17 protein-coding genes are annotated in these 14,984 nt (G+C 64.5%); 10 read left to right on the top strand and 7 right to left on the bottom strand.

Annotated features, from left to right (window positions below; translation table 11 throughout):
- The first annotated feature begins 40 nt into the window (after positions 1-40).
- A complete protein-coding gene (locus tag EJ075_RS06215; RefSeq protein ID WP_126103749.1) occupies positions 41-1,054 on the top strand; it encodes a class I SAM-dependent methyltransferase in 1,014 nt (337 codons plus the stop codon).
- A 39-nt stretch (positions 1,055-1,093) separates the two neighbouring features.
- Here EJ075_RS06215 and fabI read toward each other — a convergent pair whose 3' ends face one another.
- The 3 genes from fabI to fabA form a co-directional block, all read right to left on the bottom strand.
- A complete protein-coding gene (gene fabI, locus EJ075_RS06210; protein WP_095487879.1) occupies positions 1,094-1,906 on the bottom strand; it encodes an enoyl-ACP reductase FabI in 813 nt (270 codons plus the stop codon).
- Positions 1,907-1,919: 13 nt separating this feature from the next.
- Entirely contained in the window at positions 1,920-3,140 is a 1,221-nt protein-coding gene (fabB, locus tag EJ075_RS06205; RefSeq protein ID WP_095487881.1) for a beta-ketoacyl-ACP synthase I, read from the bottom strand.
- Between the two features lie 117 nt (positions 3,141-3,257).
- A complete protein-coding gene (gene fabA, locus EJ075_RS06200) occupies positions 3,258-3,776 on the bottom strand; it encodes a 3-hydroxyacyl-[acyl-carrier-protein] dehydratase FabA (protein WP_023802127.1) in 519 nt (172 codons plus the stop codon).
- A gap of 242 nt (positions 3,777-4,018) precedes the next feature.
- Here fabA and irrA point away from each other — a divergent pair, with 242 nt between their 5' ends.
- Positions 4,019-4,450 (top strand): iron response transcriptional regulator IrrA, encoded by a 432-nt coding sequence (gene irrA / locus EJ075_RS06195; protein WP_006337949.1) that lies wholly within the window; start codon positions 4,019-4,021, stop codon positions 4,448-4,450.
- A 71-nt stretch (positions 4,451-4,521) separates the two neighbouring features.
- Here irrA and EJ075_RS06190 read toward each other — a convergent pair whose 3' ends face one another.
- Positions 4,522-5,079 (bottom strand): SH3 domain-containing protein, encoded by a 558-nt coding sequence (locus EJ075_RS06190; RefSeq protein ID WP_126103748.1) that lies wholly within the window; start codon positions 5,077-5,079, stop codon positions 4,522-4,524.
- A 158-nt stretch (positions 5,080-5,237) separates the two neighbouring features.
- Here EJ075_RS06190 and EJ075_RS06185 point away from each other — a divergent pair, with 158 nt between their 5' ends.
- The 8 genes from EJ075_RS06185 to EJ075_RS06150 all read left to right on the top strand — a co-directional run bounded on the left by EJ075_RS06185 (position 5,238) and on the right by EJ075_RS06150 (position 12,408).
- Positions 5,238-6,239, top strand: coding sequence for a D-glycerate dehydrogenase (locus tag EJ075_RS06185; protein WP_126103747.1), 1,002 nt, complete (start codon positions 5,238-5,240; stop codon positions 6,237-6,239).
- Positions 6,240-6,541: 302 nt separating this feature from the next.
- A complete protein-coding gene (locus EJ075_RS06180; protein ID WP_126103746.1) occupies positions 6,542-7,729 on the top strand; it encodes a M20 family metallopeptidase in 1,188 nt (395 codons plus the stop codon).
- A 33-nt stretch (positions 7,730-7,762) separates the two neighbouring features.
- The gene (locus tag EJ075_RS06175) at positions 7,763-8,620 is read left to right on the top strand and encodes a transporter substrate-binding domain-containing protein (RefSeq protein WP_126103745.1); all 858 of its coding nucleotides are present in this window, start codon (positions 7,763-7,765) and stop codon (positions 8,618-8,620) included.
- A gap of 7 nt (positions 8,621-8,627) precedes the next feature.
- On the top strand, positions 8,628-9,347 hold the full coding sequence (locus EJ075_RS06170; RefSeq protein ID WP_245458112.1) for an ABC transporter permease subunit: 720 nt from the start codon (positions 8,628-8,630) through the stop codon (positions 9,345-9,347).
- Between the two features lies 1 nt (position 9,348).
- Complete coding sequence (locus EJ075_RS06165; protein WP_126103744.1) at positions 9,349-10,035, top strand: ABC transporter permease subunit; 687 nt, start codon at positions 9,349-9,351, stop codon at positions 10,033-10,035.
- Entirely contained in the window at positions 10,032-10,808 is a 777-nt protein-coding gene (locus tag EJ075_RS06160; protein ID WP_126103743.1) for an ATP-binding cassette domain-containing protein, read from the top strand. The genes EJ075_RS06165 and EJ075_RS06160 overlap by 4 nt, the downstream gene beginning before the upstream one ends.
- 11 nt (positions 10,809-10,819) lie before the next feature.
- The gene (locus tag EJ075_RS06155) at positions 10,820-11,512 is read left to right on the top strand and encodes a GntR family transcriptional regulator (RefSeq protein ID WP_095487892.1); all 693 of its coding nucleotides are present in this window, start codon (positions 10,820-10,822) and stop codon (positions 11,510-11,512) included.
- A complete protein-coding gene (locus EJ075_RS06150; protein WP_126103742.1) occupies positions 11,509-12,408 on the top strand; it encodes a homocysteine S-methyltransferase family protein in 900 nt (299 codons plus the stop codon). Before EJ075_RS06155 ends, EJ075_RS06150 begins: the two co-directional genes overlap by 4 nt.
- Positions 12,409-12,538: 130 nt before the next feature.
- Here the strand turns inward: EJ075_RS06150 and EJ075_RS06145 are convergent, their stop codons facing one another.
- Genes EJ075_RS06145 through recF form a run of 3 tightly spaced genes read right to left on the bottom strand, consistent with a single transcriptional unit; the run spans position 12,539 to position 14,984 of the window.
- On the bottom strand, positions 12,539-13,021 hold the full coding sequence (locus EJ075_RS06145; protein ID WP_126103741.1) for a GNAT family N-acetyltransferase: 483 nt from the start codon (positions 13,019-13,021) through the stop codon (positions 12,539-12,541).
- A gap of 3 nt (positions 13,022-13,024) precedes the next feature.
- Positions 13,025-13,780 (bottom strand): molybdopterin-synthase adenylyltransferase MoeB, encoded by a 756-nt coding sequence (locus EJ075_RS06140; RefSeq protein WP_095487898.1) that lies wholly within the window; start codon positions 13,778-13,780, stop codon positions 13,025-13,027.
- 31 nt (positions 13,781-13,811) lie between these two features.
- Positions 13,812-14,984: a DNA replication/repair protein RecF gene (gene recF / locus EJ075_RS06135; protein WP_126103740.1), complete on the bottom strand. Its 1,173-nt coding sequence runs from the start codon at positions 14,982-14,984 to the stop codon at positions 13,812-13,814.

The following is a 14,984-nucleotide window of genomic DNA, read 5'->3' as shown; positions in this document are numbered from 1 at the left end:
CGACAGGTCGCGCCCGTTTTCATTTTCAAGAGATCGAAGAATGTCCGCCGAGCCGCTGAAGACACTGTTCCACCCGTTCGAGGCCGAGGCTGTCGCCATGCCGCGTAAAGGCGAGCGCGTCCTCTTTCTGGGCGCTGAACCGGGTTTCCGCCTGCCCGAAGGCTTCGATGCAACACTGCATCTGGTGCAAGGCTTCCGCCCGCATTTTCGCGCGCTGCAGGGCGCCGGCTTCACGGTCACGCCGCATCTGGAGGGCGAAGGTTTCGATGCGGCACTGGTGCTTGCCGGTCGTCATCGCGGGCAAAACGAATTGCGCATCGCTGAGGCGATTGAGCGTGTGAGGCCGGGCGAACTGATCGCCGTCGCCGGCGGCAAGGACGATGGCATTGCGAGCCTGCGCAAGCGCATCGGCGAGCTTGTGACGCTCGACGGCCATATGCCGAAACATCACGGCATCGCCTTCTGGTTCCATCGACCGGCCGATGCCGCGGCTGCGGCCGCGCTTCGCGTCGCCAATCCAACGCTTCTGGTCGAGAGCCGTTTCCGCACCGCACCAGGCATGTTCTCTTTTGATAAGATCGATGCAGGTTCGAGATTGCTGGTGGACAATTTGCCCGGCGACCTGCGTGGCAACATTGCCGATTTCTGCGCCGGCTGGGGCTATGTGGCGGCCGAGGTCGCCGCCCGCTCACCCGGCATCTCGGCGCTCGATCTCTACGAGGCCGAGTTCGAGGCGCTGGAGGCGGCGAAACGCAATATCGGCAATACAGCGGCGGAACCCAATTTCTTCTGGATCGATCTTTTGAGCGAGCCGATCGAGCGCCGTTATGACGCCATCGTCATGAACCCGCCCTTCCATCGCAGCCGCGCGACCGAGCCGGAGATCGGTGCCGGCATGATCCGCGCCGCGGCGAAGGCGCTGAAGCCAGGTGGGCGGCTGTTCATGGTGGCGAACCGTCAGCTTCCCTACGAGCCGGTGCTGGCGGCCGCCTTCTCCAGCCACGCCGAGATCGCCCGCGACGGGATGTTCAAGGTTTTGGCGGCGCGCCGCTGAGCGGAGTTCACCGGACCAAGGCATTTTCTATGGGCCGAATTATTCCCGGCCGGTGTCGGCCTGCTTCAACTCGTCGAGCGCCGGCATCGAGACGATGTGGTAGCCGGAATCGACATAGTGGATTTCGCCGGTGACGCCGGACGACAGGTCGGACAGGAGGTAGAGCGCGGAGCCACCGACCTCGTCGATGGTCACTGTACGGCGCAGCGGCGAGTTGCGCTGCTGGTAGGAAAACATATGGCGTGCGTCGGAAATCCCGGCGCCGGCCAGTGTCCGCACCGGTCCCGCCGATATGCCGTTCACCCTGATGCCGCGCGGTCCGTAGTCGTTGGCGAGATAGCGGACGCTGGCTTCCAGCCCGGCCTTGGCCACGCCCATGACGTTATAGTTCGGCATGACACGGACAGAACCCGCATAGGTCAGCGTGATCATCGAGCCACTGTCCTTCATCAGCGCGGCGGCGTGACGGGCGACCTCTGTGAAGGAGTAGCAGGAGATGACCATGGTGCGGACGAAATTGTCGCGGCTGGTGTCGGCGTAAAGGCCCTTCAGCTCGTTCTTGTCGGAAAAGCCAATGGCATGGACGACGAAGTCCAGCCCGCCCCAGGCCTTGCCCAAGGTCTCGAAGGTGGCGGCAACCGATGCGCTGTCCTCGACATCGCAAGGCACGACCAGCGAGGCGCCGAGCTTGTCGGCGAGCGGCTTGACCCGGCGCCCGAAGGCCTCGCCTTGATAGGTGAAGGCGAGTTCCGCCCCATGTTCGGAGAGTTTCCGGGCGATGCCCCAGGCGATCGAGTGATCGTTGGCGACACCCATGACAAGCCCGCGCTTGCCCTTCATCAATCCGTCCATGGTCGGCAAATCCTTATGCGGAATAGCGCTGGAAAATCAGCGTTGCGTTGGTGCCGCCGAAACCAAACGAATTGGACAAAACAGTGTCGATCCTGGCGTCGTCGATGCGTGTGCGCACGATCGGCATGCCTTCGAATTCCGGATCGAGTTGCTCGATATGAGCGCTCTCGCCGATGAAGCCGCCTTGCATCATCAGGATAGAGTAGATCGATTCCTGCACGCCGGCCGCACCCAGCGAATGGCCAGTCAGCGATTTGGTCGAGGTGATGAAAGGCATCTTCTCGCCGAACACTTCGCGGATCGCGCCCATTTCCCTGGAATCGCCGACCGGCGTCGAAGTGCCGTGCGTGTTGATGTAGTCGACTGGCGAAGAGGTGGTCGCCAGCGCCTGCCGCATGCAGCGCACCGCACCTTCGCCCGATGGCGCCACCATGTCGTAGCCGTCTGAGGTCGCGCCATAGCCGACGATCTCGGCGTAGATCTTGGCGCCGCGTGCCTTGGCGTGCTCGAGCTCTTCCAGGACCAGCACGCCGGCACCGCCGGCAATGACGAAGCCGTCGCGATCGACGTCATAGGCGCGCGAGGCGGCCGACGCCCTGTCGTTGAACTTGGACGACATGGCGCCCATCGCGTCGAACAGGTCCGACATCGTCCAGTCGAGATCCTCATGGCCGCCGGCGAAGACCATGTCCTGCTTGCCCCACTGGATCAGTTCGTAGCCATTGCCGATGCAATGCGCCGAGGTCGAGCAGGCCGAAGAGATCGAGTAATTGACGCCATGGATCTTGAACCAGGTGGCGAGCGTCGCCGAAGCGGTCGACGACATCGCTTTCGGCACGGCGAACGGGCCGATGCGCTTGGGGCTGCCGTTCTTGAGCGTGGTTTCAGCCGCTTCGACGATGGCTCGGGTCGACGGTCCGCCCGATCCCATGACGATGCCGGTGCGCTCATTGGTGATGTCGTTCTCGCCAAGTCCGGCGTCCACGATGGCCTGGTCCATAGCGACATGATTCCAGGCCGCACCTTGCGACAGGAAGCGCATGGCGCGACGATCGATCAGGGCGGAGGGGTCGAGCGTCGGCGCTCCCCAGACCTGACAGCGGAAGCCGTGTTCGGCGAAGGAATCAGAGAAGCTGATGCCGGACTTGGCATCGTGGAGCGAGGCCTGCACCTCGTTGGCATTGTTGCCGATCGACGACACGATGCCGAGGCCTGTCACTACGACCCGTCTCATTCGCAACTCCTTCCAGCGCTTGAACCCGAAACCTGTCGGACACGGATCATGCGCAAATTAAAGTTCTACAGCTTCGTTTGCGCGTCCCAGGGACGCGCGGCGCTGTGGGGGCGCCGGTCAGGCGGCGGCCGATTGCTTGGACAGACCCACCTTGAGGTCCGTTGCTGCGTATATGGGTTCGCCATCCGCCTTCAGCCAGCCATCGGCGATACCAAGCACCAGCCGGCCGCGCATCACGCGCTTGAAGTCCACGCCATACTCCACCTTCTTGACCGACGGTGTCACCATGCCCTTGAACTTCACCTCGCCGGTCGAGAGCGCCATTCCTTTGCCCGGCTCGCCGAGCCAGCCGAGGTAGAATCCCGTCAATTGCCACATGGCGTCGAGGCCCAGGCACCCCGGCATGATTGGATTGCCGATGAAGTGGCAGGCGAAAAACCACAGGTCCGGCTTGATGTCGAACTCTGCGCGGATGAAGCCCTTGTCGAAGGCACCGCCCGTCTCGCTGATTTCGGTGATGCGGTCGAACATCAGCATCGGCGGATAGGGGAGTTGGGCGTTTCCAGGTCCGAACAGCTCGCCGCGGGCGCAGGCAAGCAGTTCTTCGTAATCATAGCTGGATTTCGAAACCGCCATCAATCTCTTCCCCGTAATCGTCCGGGCGGTAGTGCGCCCTTGTCGTTGGTTTCCTAACACAATCTATTTCAGGCCGGAAACCGGCGTTTGCGCTTAACCTGCCCGTCTGCCTGGGTCAATGCGCGCTATTGATCGTATTCGGCCGACAGAATATATGTCGGGGGGTGTCCAGGTTCGGTCGATGTTCGTTTTTTGCCATTCTGGGCATACGTTGGGGCGAAACTGTGAGCTTGGACGGATAGATGGATCTGGGCTGCCGGAAGGAAAATGTCGCTGTGGACAAGCGGGTTCGCGAAGCTGGGCTGAGGCCGACGCGTCAGCGCATTGCGCTGGCCGATCTGCTTTTCGCCAAGGGCGACCGCCATCTGTCGGCCGAGGAACTGCACGAGGAGGCGATCGCCGCCGGCGTGCCGGTGTCGCTCGCCACCGTCTACAACGCCCTTCATCAATTCACCCAGGCGGGCCTTCTGCGCATCCTGGCCGTCGAAGGGTCGAAGACCTACTTCGACACCAACACCTCCGATCACCATCATTTCTACATTGAAGGCGAAAACAGGATCTTCGATATCGCCAGCGGTCCTGTCACGGTTTCCAACCTGCCGGAGCCGCCGGAAGGCATGGAGATCGCCAATGTCGACATCGTGGTAAGGCTGCGTCCCAAACGCTGCGATTGATCGGCGCGTCATTGGGTCCGCGAGATACCGTCTCGCCCGCTAGACCATGATCCCGAACCGACAAGGAGAGGTCAGTTTTTGACCCGTTCGCCCGGATAGGCGCCCCAGACAAGCGACTGGGCGAGCCAGCCGGTGTGGCCGTCGAAGGTCATTTCGCACCACTGGCCGTCACAGGACCTGATCGTGCCCATGGCGCCCGGCTCGATGATCGCGATGATGCTGGCATCCTTTTCCGGGTCGTTGAGAAGGTTGATTCGGGCATCCTTGCCGCGCTGCCAGGGTGCCACGATCGCCGTGCGGCGGCCTGAAAGCAGCGACTGGTTGATCCAGCCTTCCGAGCCGTCGGCATCGCGCACCCGACGCCAGGTGTCGAATTCCTGGATGATTTCCATCGGCAGGCCAGGCTTCATGTACATCCAGTCGACGGAATAGTTGACGCCTGGTCCGACGCGGGAGTTGACGCGGCCCGCTTTCAGGCTGACGAAACGCGGCAGCGGCAGGCCGCTCGGCCCAAGCGTTGCGCTCTGGGCCGGTGCTGCCGCACTCTGTGCCGCCACAAGCGGGGAATAAAGGAGAGCGCCGATAAATGCTGCGCTGAGGGTCAGGCGGAGCGACGCAAAACCAGACACTTTCGTTCCTTTCAGCGCCGGCTCATCGGCCTTGGCGCCCCTTTTTCTTTGTCTTCGGCGGAACCTCTTGTTACATGGAGAACTGGCACCGCGACCGGCCTCCAGTTTCGCCTGTCTTGGTTAAAGAGGTCTCAACGAGGGGTGGGTTTGAGGAAACAATGGCAGGCAGAAAAAGGCCCCTCGTCGTCATCACGCGCAAGCTGCCCGATCCGGTCGAGACCCGCATGCGTGAGCTGTTCGACGCCCGGCTGAATGTCGAAGACAGGCCGATGACGCAGCCGGAATTGGTCGCGGCGGTCAAGGAAGCCGACGTGCTGGTGCCGACCATAACCGATCATATCGACGCAGCGCTAATCGCTCAGGCTGGCGACAACCTCAAGCTGATCGCCAATTTCGGCAACGGCGTCGACAAGATCGACGTGGCGGCAGCAGCGAAGAAGGGCATTACCGTCACCAACACGCCGAACGTGCTGACCGAAGATACGGCCGACATGACCATGGCGCTAATGCTGGCGGTGCCTCGGCGGCTGGCGGAAGGCGCCAATGTGCTGACTGGCGACAAGAAGTGGGCGGGCTGGTCGCCAACCTGGATGCTCGGCCGGCGGATCTGGGGCAAACGCCTCGGCATTGTCGGCATGGGCCGCATCGGCACCGCTGTCGCCCGGCGGGCCAAGGCTTTTGGGCTGTCGATCCACTACCACAACCGCCATCGCGTGCTGCCGGCGGTCGAGGATGAGCTGGAGGCAACCTACTGGGAAAGCCTCGACCAGATGCTTGCCCGCATGGACATCATCTCGGTCAATTGTCCGTCGACGCCTGCAACCTTCCATCTGCTTTCGGCGCGGCGGCTGTTGCTTCTGCAACCGTCCGCTTACATCGTCAACACGGCGCGCGGCGACATCATCGACGAGGACTCTCTGGTCAAGCTGATCCAGGACGGCAAGATCGCCGGCGCCGGTCTCGACGTCTACGAGCATGAGCCGGCGCTGAACAGCAAATTGCTTAAACTCGCCGCCAAGGGCAAGGTCGTGCTGTTGCCGCATATGGGGTCGGCGACGCTCGAAGGCCGCATCGACATGGGCGAGAAGGTGATCATCAACATCCGCGCCTTCTTCGATGGCCATCGCCCGCCGGACCGCGTACTGCCGCTGCGGACGTGACCGGCCGCCGTCCAATTCTTCAGCAAAGACTTCAGGGTCCCCGATAGTGGATCAGGGACCCCGCCTTGAGGCGGCTGGGATGGCTCGGCATGAGCAACCATCTCACGCAAAAGTTTGCGGCACCGGTTGCACGCGGTGCAGTCGCGCGGGAAACAAGGTTCCCAGATGCTGCCCCCGGAGCAGCTCCCATGTGGCTTTAGAAAATCATTCTACTCCCGATCGGTCTCGTCGATTGTCGATCCTTGACAATAGGGACAGTAGCATCAAGCAAAGGGCTTCCATCGCAAGAGTGTAAAAAGCTGATGCCTGAACGCCGCAACGACCCCGGCCCCGAGATCGAGGGACTTATCCGCGCCATCGAGGCTCGCCTCATTGAACTACGTCGCGACATCCATGCCCATCCAGAAACCGGCTTCGACACGGTCCGCACGGCCGGCCTGGTCGCCGCCGAGCTTGGCGCGCTCGGGATCGAGGCGCGCACCGGCGTCGGCCGCACCGGCGTCGTGGCCGAGATATCCGGAGCCTTTCCCGGTCCCTGCCTGATCCTGCGGGCCGATATGGATGCCTTGCCGATCGGGGAGCAGACCGGTCTGCCTTATGCTTCGACCATTCCAGGCAGGATGCATGCCTGCGGGCACGATCTTCACACCGCCTCGCTTCTCGGCGCCGCGCATGCGCTCGTCTCGCTGGCGCCGCGTCTGCGCGGCTCGGTCCGGCTGATTTTTCAGCCCGCCGAGGAGACGCAGGAGAGCGGCGCGGCGGCCATGGTGGCGGACGGTGCCGCCAAAGGTGCTGACATGGCCATCGCCTTCCACAACCGTCCGGAACTGCCGGCGGGGCAGGTTCTGTTGAACCGCGGTGCAAGCACCGCATCGAGCGACGAGTTCAAGGTGGTGGTGCGCGGCAAGTCGGGCCATGCCGCGCGGCCCCATGCCGCCATCGACCCGATCGTCGCCAGCGCCCACATCATCACCCAACTCCAGACCGTGATATCGCGCGAGATGGACCCCGCGCAGTCCGCCGTCCTGACCATCGGCCATATCGAGGGCGGCGCGACCCAGAACATCATTCCCGACAGCTGCATGTTCGAGGGCACGGTGCGTTGCCGCTCGCCGCGATCGCGCGATCTCGCCGAGGCCGCGTTCCGGCGCATCTGCGAAGGCACCGCGCAGGCGCTCAATGCCGCCGTCGAGATCGATTATGCGCGCGGCGCGCCGCCCCTGATGAACGACGATGCGCTGGTTGATCGTGCGGTTTCCGTGCTCGGCCATCAGTTCGGCGCGACGCCTCAGGTCGAGCCGGGAACGAGCTTCGGAGCCGAGGACTTTTCCTATTTCTCCGAGCTCATGCCTTCGGTCCAGATATTCATCGGTTCGGGCCAGCCCGGCCGTGACGACCGCGTCCACAACTCCGACTATCAGCCCGATGAAGCCTGCATCGGGCAAAGCGCCATCGCGCTCACGCGCATGGCGGTCGATCTTCTTTCCTGACCCCTCAACCCTCCTCCCAAGGATGATCCAAGCATGAAAATCACCCGCAGCACCTTCCTGCGCATGGGCCTTGCCGCCATTGCCGGGCTCGCCGTTGCCCCCGCCACAGCTCTTGCCCAGGGACGTAAAAAATATGTTTTCGCCACCGAAGGAGCCTTCCCGCCCTTCAATATGACCCGACCGAATGGCGAGCTCTACGGCTTCGAGCTGGACATGCTGGCCGAGATCGCCAAGCGCGCCGACTTCGACTATGAGGTGATCTCGCAGGCCTGGGACGGCATGATCCAGGGCCTCATCGACGGCAAGTACAATGCGGTGGTCGACTCGGTCTCCGTCACCGAGAAACGCCTCGAAGTGGTCGATTTCTCGCTCCCCTACACCACCGGCGGCTCGACCTTCGTCGTGCTGAAGGAAAGCGGCGTCGAACTGTCGGGCACGGGCGCTTTCGTCGACCTCGACGATACGAAGGCCACCGATGCCGCCATCGCGGCGATCGCCGGGGTGCTGGACGGCAAGACCGTGGGCGTCCACGTCTCGACCATCCAGGCAGACTTCCTGAACAAGTATCTGGCCGACAAGGGCGTGACGATCCGCACCTATCAGACCGGCCCGGAAGTCTATCAGGATCTGCTGAACGGGCGGCTCGACGCCGGGATCGCCTCGGTCACCAACATCTCGGCTTTCCTCGAGAAGAACACAGAAACCGCCAAGGCCACCGGCCCGTCCTTCACGGGCGGCGTCATGGGGCGCGGCTCGGCCTTCGTCGTCCAGAAGGGCGACGCCGAGCTGGCCGGGCTTCTCAGCAAAGCGCTGAAGTCGATGTCGGACGACGGCACGCTCGTCGAGCTGTCGAAAAAATGGTTAGGCATGGTCGTGACGCCCGCGCTCTGAGGCCAGGGTGCAGGCCGATCTGACACTTCTCGGCTTCGGGCCCGACGGATGGGGGCTGGCGCTCGCGCGCGCCGGCCTCATGACGCTCTATGTCTCCGTCGCGGCATTCCTGAGCGGGTTGGCCTTCGGCACGCTCATCGCCTGGGCCCGGGTGGCGGGCAACTGGCCGCTGCGCAAGCTGGCCGAGGCCTACGCCACGGTCTTCCGGGGCGTGCCCGATATCCTGGTGATCTACCTGTTCTATTTCGGCGGCCGGCAGGTCGTCACGGCCATTGGCACGGCGCTCGGACTGTCGGGGCCGTTCGACATCAGCGGCTTTTTGGCCGGAGTGCTGGCGATCGGGCTGATCTCGGCCGCCAACCAGTCCGAGGTGCTGCGCGGCGCCTATCAGGCCGTGCCCCGGGGCACGATCGAGGCGGGGCGCGTGGTCGGCATGACGCAGCTGATCCTGTTTCGGCGGGTCATCGCGCCGCAGGCGCTGGTCACCGCAATTCCCGGCATGGGCAACCAGTGGCAGTCGGTCATCAAGGAATCCGCCCTCGTCTCGGTGACGGGGTTGGTCGAGACCATGCGCCAGGTCGCGGTCGCAGCGGGCACCACGCAAGAGCATTTCCTGTTCTACGCCGCCGGTGCGATCATCTATCTCATCATCACCACGCTGTCGGATCATGTCTTCCGCCTCGCCGAAAGACGCAGCCTGCGCGGCCACGAGCAAGGCAGGCTCTGAGATGGATTTCGCCTTTCTCTCGGACATGCTCACGCAGCTCCTCAAGGGGTTGCCGCTGACGCTCAACCTCGGCGTCCTGGCGCTTGTGGGCGGGTTCTGCCTTTCGCTGATCCTCAACCTCATGCGCACGACGAGGGTCGGCAACGCACTGGCCTCGGCCTATGTCTTCGTCTTCCGCGGCACGCCGCTGCTCATCCAGATATTCATGATCTACTACGGGCTGGCGGGCTTCGGCTTCATCCGCCACGGCTTCCTCTGGCCCTTCCTGCGCGAGCCCTATTGGTGCGGGCTGCTGGCGCTGATCCTGAACGATGCCGCCTATACGTCCGAGATTCTGCGCGGGGGGTTGCGCGCCGTGCCAAGGGGCGCGGTCGAAGCAGCGCGCGTCTCGGGCATGACGCGGCTGACGGTCATGCGCCGCATCACGCTGCCCATAGCCGTCCGTCAGGCGCTGCCCGCCTATTCCAACGAGGTGATCTCGATCCTCAAATCCACGGCGCTGGTCTCGACCATCACGCTGATGGAAGTCACCGGCATAGCCCGCGCCGCCGCCTCGGAAACGTGGCGGGCGGTCGAGATATTCCTCTGCGCGGCGGCGATCTATCTCGCCCTGTCGCTTCTGGTTACGCGGCTCTCGGCCTGGGCCGAGCGGCGCCTTTCGCCCTGGCAATTCGGAGAGACGCCATGAGCCTCCCATCGACCGCGCTTTCCATCGCCGGCCTGCGCAAGAGCTTCGGCAGCAACGAGGTGCTGCGCGGCATCGACCTTGTCGCCAAGGACGGCGACGTGATCTCGTTGATAGGCGCGAGCGGCTCTGGCAAGAGCACGCTGCTGCGCTGCATCCCCATGCTGGAGATCCCCGACGTCGGAACGGTGTCGGTGGGCGAGGACAGCCTCTCCCCGACGGGCGGACGTCTGTCGCGCGCCCAACTGGCCGTGGCGCGGCAGATGCGCGGACATCTCGGCTTCGTCTTCCAGAACTTCAATCTGTGGCCGCACCGCACCGTGCTGCAGAACGTCATCGAGGCGCCACTGTTCGTCCAGAGCCGTCCCCGCGCCGAGGCAGTGGAGGAGGCCACGGCGCTCCTGGAAAAGGTAGGCCTCGCCGAAAAGCGCGATGCGTGGCCCGCGCATCTTTCGGGCGGGCAGCAGCAGCGGGTCGCGATCGCGCGCGCTCTTGCCCAGCGGCCCCGCGCCATCCTGTTCGACGAGCCCACCTCGGCGCTCGACCCGGAACTGGTGGGCGAGGTCCTGAAGGTGATCCGCGCCCTTGCCGCGGAAGGGCGCACCATGCTGATCGTCACCCACGAGATGGGCTTTGCGCGCGAGGTCTCCTCGCAGGTAGTCTTCCTGCATCAGGGCCTGATAGAAGAGGCCGGCACACCGGGGCAGGTCTTTGGCAATCCTGCATCGGAGCGCTGCCGCGCCTTTCTCAGCGGCCATTTCGACCGCAATCGCTAGGGACCCCGGACATGCGTCAGCCAATCCAGCGCAAGAGCCTTCAGGACCAGGCCACCGAGTGGCTACGCGAGGCGATCGTGCGTGGCGATTTTGCGCCGGGCGCGGTGCTGACCGAGCTGACCTTGACCGAACGCATCGGTCTCGGCCGTGGCACGGTGCGTTCCGCGCTCTTCGCGATGGAAGCACAGGAACTGGTGACGCGCACGCCCTATTCGAGCTGGCGCGTGGCCGTGCTCGATGCCCAGGCGATCTGGGAGATCTACACATTGCGGGCGGCGTTCGAAGGCCTGGCCGCCCGCATTCTCGCCCAACGCCGCGCCGCTCTCGGTACCGATCTGGTCGAGGCGGCCTTTGCAGCCCTACCGGCGGCGAATGACGGCGGCACGGATGTGCGGGTGGCAGCCGATCTCGGCTTCCATGCCAGTTTCGTCGAGCAGACCGGGCACCAGCATCTGATCCGTCGCCACGGGCTTCTGGCCGACAAGATGGAGTGGCTCTATCGCTGGTCCGAAGCACACTGGCCCTGCCGCCAGCCGCTGGTCAGCGATCACCAGCGCCTGTTCGACGCGCTGATGAGGGGAAGCCCCGAAGCGGCCGAACAGGCCGTCCGCGACCATATCGCCGAGTCGATAGAGCTGGACGTCGCAGGCTTCTACGAACTTCAAGGACGCGGCGCGACGACGCCGCAACAGGAGCAGGCATGAACGACATCACCATTCTCGACGGCGGCATGGGCCGCGAACTCGAGCGCATCGGCGCGCCCTTCCGCCAGCCGGAATGGTCCGCGCTGGCGCTGATGGAAGCGCCCGAGATGGTCCGCCGGGTGCACGATGATTATATTCGCGCGGGCGCGAAGGTCATCACCACCAATTCCTATGCGCTGGTGCCCTTCCACATCGGCGAGGGGCGGTTCCGTGCGCGCGGCGCCGAGCTGGCGTCGCTGGCCGGAAGGCTGGCGCGCGAGGCGGCCGACGGCACGCCCGGCGTGAAGGTAGCTGGATCGTTGCCGCCAGTCTTCGGCTCCTATCAGCCGGAACTTTTCAAGGCCGACCTGGCGCAGGACTATCTCTCGGTTCTGGTTGAGGGCCTCGCGCCCCACGTCGATTGCTGGCTCGCCGAGACCCAGAGCAGCCTCGAGGAGGCCCACACCGCCGCCGCGGCGGTGCGCGGCAGTGGCAAGCCGCTCTGGCTGTCCTTCACCCTGCGGGACGATGTCGCGCCGCAGGACGTGCCCGAGCCGCAGCTGCGGTCCGGGCAGAGCGTAGCCGACGCTGCCCGTCTCGCACAGCGCACGGGGGCGGAGGCGCTGCTCTTCAATTGCTCTATGCCCGAGGTCATGGGAGCAGCGCTCCAAGCTGCGCGCATTGCCGCCCCCGGTCTGCCGCTCGGGGTCTATGCCAACGCCTTCGGCTCCCAGGACGAGGACGGCGCGGCCAACGAGGTGATCTCGGATATCCGGGCCGATCTCGATCCGAAATCCTATTGCCGCTGGGCCGACGGCTGGGTCGCGAAGGGTGCCTCCATCATCGGCGGCTGCTGCGGGATTGGCGCCGACCACATCCACCATCTGGCCGGGCATCTGCGCTGCGGGCATCATTGATGCCTGTGGGCCGCGCAGAGCGGCTCTTGTCACGGGCGTCAGCCGCGGCATCGGCAGGGCGCTTGCCAAGAGGGGCTGCCGAGGCAGGCTTCGTTGTCGCCATCAACGCCATCTGACCCCGGGTGGGGTATCACGAAAGACATTTGCGCATCGTGATCGAGGTCGGACGGTCGTAGCCGTTGTGCGCCGTCCGTTCGGTTTCGCGAAAGCCGAGGCGGGCAAAGGCTGCATGATTTCCGGTCAGCTCGACCCGCGTCTGAAGCTCGATCGCCGGCTTGCCGCGGTTGCGGGCAAGATCCTCGACAGCTTGCATCAGTTGGCTGCCAATCCCCTGTCCTTGAAAGCCCGGTTCGACGGCGAGCTTTCCGACGTAGAAATCGTTGGCCCGCTCCAGAACAAAAATACAGCCGATGATCCTGCCGTCCTTCAGCGCCGAAAAGCCCATCTCCCGCCGAGCCTTGTCCCGGAGATTTTCGACCGTGAGCCGATGTGCTGAGGATGGCGGATCGATGACGCCGTCCATCGAGGCGAAGGCGCGCATGATCAGCGCCAGCACCTCGTCCCATCGGTCGAAATCGGCGGGAAGCTGCGCGATGGAAACCAGGCTGCCCAAGATCTAGTTTCTCTTGTAGCGGATCGTATCGAAGCGCGCGGTCAACGCATCGTAAAGCAGCAGCCGACCGACCAGCGGCTCGCCTATGCCGGCGATCAGCTTGATCGCCTCCATGGCCTGCAGCGTGCCGACGACGCCGGTCAGCACGCCGAGCACGCCGGCCACAGCGCAGGACGGCACCAGGCCGGGCGGCGGCGGTTCCGGAAAAAGATCGCGATAGCTTGGATATGGCTTGCCGTCCGCGCCGGTCTCGAAGGGTTTCAGCACGGTCACCGAGCCGTCGAAGCGGCCGACGGCGGCATGTACCAGCGGCCGCTTTTCCGCGGCGCAGGCGTCGGCCACCGCATAGCGTGTTTCGAAATTGTCGGAGCCGTCGACGACGATGTCATAGCGGGCGACGAGAGCAGGGGCGTTGTCCGCCGTCAGCCTGAGATTGTGCAGTTCCACGGCGACGTTGGGATTGATGCGGGCGATCGCCGCTTTGGCACTGTCGGTTTTCGCCATGCCGACAGTCTCGGTGCCGTGAATCACCTGTCTTTGCAGGTTTGACAGCGAGACGCTGTCGTCGTCGACGATCCCGAGCGTGCCGACGCCGGCGGCGGCAAGATATTCGAGCACCGGCGCCCCCAACCCGCCGGCGCCGATGACCAGGACCCGCGCACGCTTCAGACGCTGCTGGCCGGCGCCACCGATCTCGGGCAGCACGATGTGGCGGGCGTAGCGTTCAAGCTCTTCGTCGGTGAGCGCGGTGATGTTCATTGCAAGACAATATAGCTGCCGAGAAATCTTGTCAGGCGTCTTTGGTTGGCCCAACCGTGCCGTGATCGACGGTCAGGAACTGCGCGCGTCCCTTAAGACTGGAAAACAGCGCCGCATCGGTCCCGGTCATGAAGGCCTGGCAGTTCAGCTCTTCGAGGATCGAGAACAGCGCGGCGCGCCGGCCTGCGTCGAGATGGGCGGCGATCTCGTCGAGCAGCAGGATCGGCGTCATGCCCGACATCTCGCCGGTCAGCCGGGCATGCGACAGGACCATGCCGACCAGCAGCGCCTTCTGCTCGCCGGTCGAACAGAGTTCGGCCGGCATCGCCTTGGGCCGGTGCCTCACCACGAGATCCGAACGGTGCGGGCCGTCTAGCGTGCGCCCGGCGGCGCGGTCGCGATCGCGGCCTTCGGCAAGGGCGCGGCGGAACCGCTCCTCGACATCGACAGCCGCGGTGGTTCCGACTTCGCTTTCCAACGCGCCCGACAGGCCGATATCGGCTTGCGGAAAGGGACCCGCGCTTGGCAGCCTGTCGATCATCGCGGCAAGCAGGCGCACCAGTTCGGCACGCGCCGCGGCAATCGCCACACCGGTTTCGGCCATTTGCGTCTCGATCGCGTCGAACCAGGCGCCGTCACGCGAGCCTTCGGCGAGCAGCCGATTGCGGCCGCGCATCGCTTTTTCGTAGTCGAGCGCGCGCTGGCCGTGGCCGGGATCGATCGCCAGCACCTGACGGTCGAGAAAGCGCCGGCGGTCTGCAGCCGGCCCGGTGAACAATGCATCCATCGCCGGTGTCAGCCAGACGACGCGCAGCCATTCCAGCATGTCCTCCGCCGAGCGCGCTGCCGCGCCATTGATCCGCACCCGCCGGCCGCCCTCGCCGGCGGCGTCGCCGCCTGCAATGCCGGTGCCGATCTCGACCGGGCCGTCCGGCCCATCGAGCCGGGCATGGAGGGCAAAGCCGCCGTCGCCGCCTTCGCGTGCCACATCGGCATAAGGTGCGCGGCGTAGGCCACGCCCCGGTGTCAGCAGGGAAATCGCTTCCAGCAGATTGGTTTTGCCGGCGCCATTGTCACCGGAAAAAATCACGGCGCCGGGGTCGATGTCGATCGACAGCGTTGCGTAGTTGCGGAAATTCGTAAGCGATAGCTTACTTATATGAGTCTGCTGGTCGTGCGCAGACTGCTTCGCAACTCCGGTCAT

The organism is Mesorhizobium sp. M6A.T.Cr.TU.016.01.1.1 (assembly GCF_003952585.1).
In the GTDB taxonomy this organism is placed as follows: Bacteria; Pseudomonadota; Alphaproteobacteria; order Rhizobiales; family Rhizobiaceae; genus Mesorhizobium; species Mesorhizobium mediterraneum.
Note: the sequence above shows the minus strand (reverse complement) of the source record. Positions and strands in the feature narration are given on the sequence as shown.

What these genes read in the sequence shown, in the direction of transcription:
- fabI (WP_095487879.1), bottom strand. Translation starts at nt 1,906, where the DNA reads ATGGACGGATTGATGAAGGGCAAGCGCGGGCTTGTCATGGGTGTCGCC.
- EJ075_RS06180 (WP_126103746.1), top strand. Translation starts at nt 6,542, where the DNA reads ATGCCTGAACGCCGCAACGACCCCGGCCCCGAGATCGAGGGACTTATC.
- irrA (WP_006337949.1), top strand. Translation starts at nt 4,019, where the DNA reads ATGGATCTGGGCTGCCGGAAGGAAAATGTCGCTGTGGACAAGCGGGTT.
- EJ075_RS06165 (WP_126103744.1), top strand. Translation starts at nt 9,349, where the DNA reads ATGGATTTCGCCTTTCTCTCGGACATGCTCACGCAGCTCCTCAAGGGG.
- EJ075_RS06140 (WP_095487898.1), bottom strand. Translation starts at nt 13,780, where the DNA reads ATGAACATCACCGCGCTCACCGACGAAGAGCTTGAACGCTACGCCCGC.
- EJ075_RS06150 (WP_126103742.1), top strand. Translation starts at nt 11,509, where the DNA reads ATGAACGACATCACCATTCTCGACGGCGGCATGGGCCGCGAACTCGAG.
- EJ075_RS06185 (WP_126103747.1), top strand. Translation starts at nt 5,238, where the DNA reads ATGGCAGGCAGAAAAAGGCCCCTCGTCGTCATCACGCGCAAGCTGCCC.
- EJ075_RS06215 (WP_126103749.1), top strand. Translation starts at nt 41, where the DNA reads ATGTCCGCCGAGCCGCTGAAGACACTGTTCCACCCGTTCGAGGCCGAG.
- EJ075_RS06155 (WP_095487892.1), top strand. Translation starts at nt 10,820, where the DNA reads ATGCGTCAGCCAATCCAGCGCAAGAGCCTTCAGGACCAGGCCACCGAG.
- recF (WP_126103740.1), bottom strand. Translation starts at nt 14,984, where the DNA reads ATGACCGGAGTTGCGAAGCAGTCTGCGCACGACCAGCAGACTCATATA.
- fabA (WP_023802127.1), bottom strand. Translation starts at nt 3,776, where the DNA reads ATGGCGGTTTCGAAATCCAGCTATGATTACGAAGAACTGCTTGCCTGC.
- EJ075_RS06175 (WP_126103745.1), top strand. Translation starts at nt 7,763, where the DNA reads ATGAAAATCACCCGCAGCACCTTCCTGCGCATGGGCCTTGCCGCCATT.
- fabB (WP_095487881.1), bottom strand. Translation starts at nt 3,140, where the DNA reads ATGAGACGGGTCGTAGTGACAGGCCTCGGCATCGTGTCGTCGATCGGC.
- EJ075_RS06160 (WP_126103743.1), top strand. Translation starts at nt 10,032, where the DNA reads ATGAGCCTCCCATCGACCGCGCTTTCCATCGCCGGCCTGCGCAAGAGC.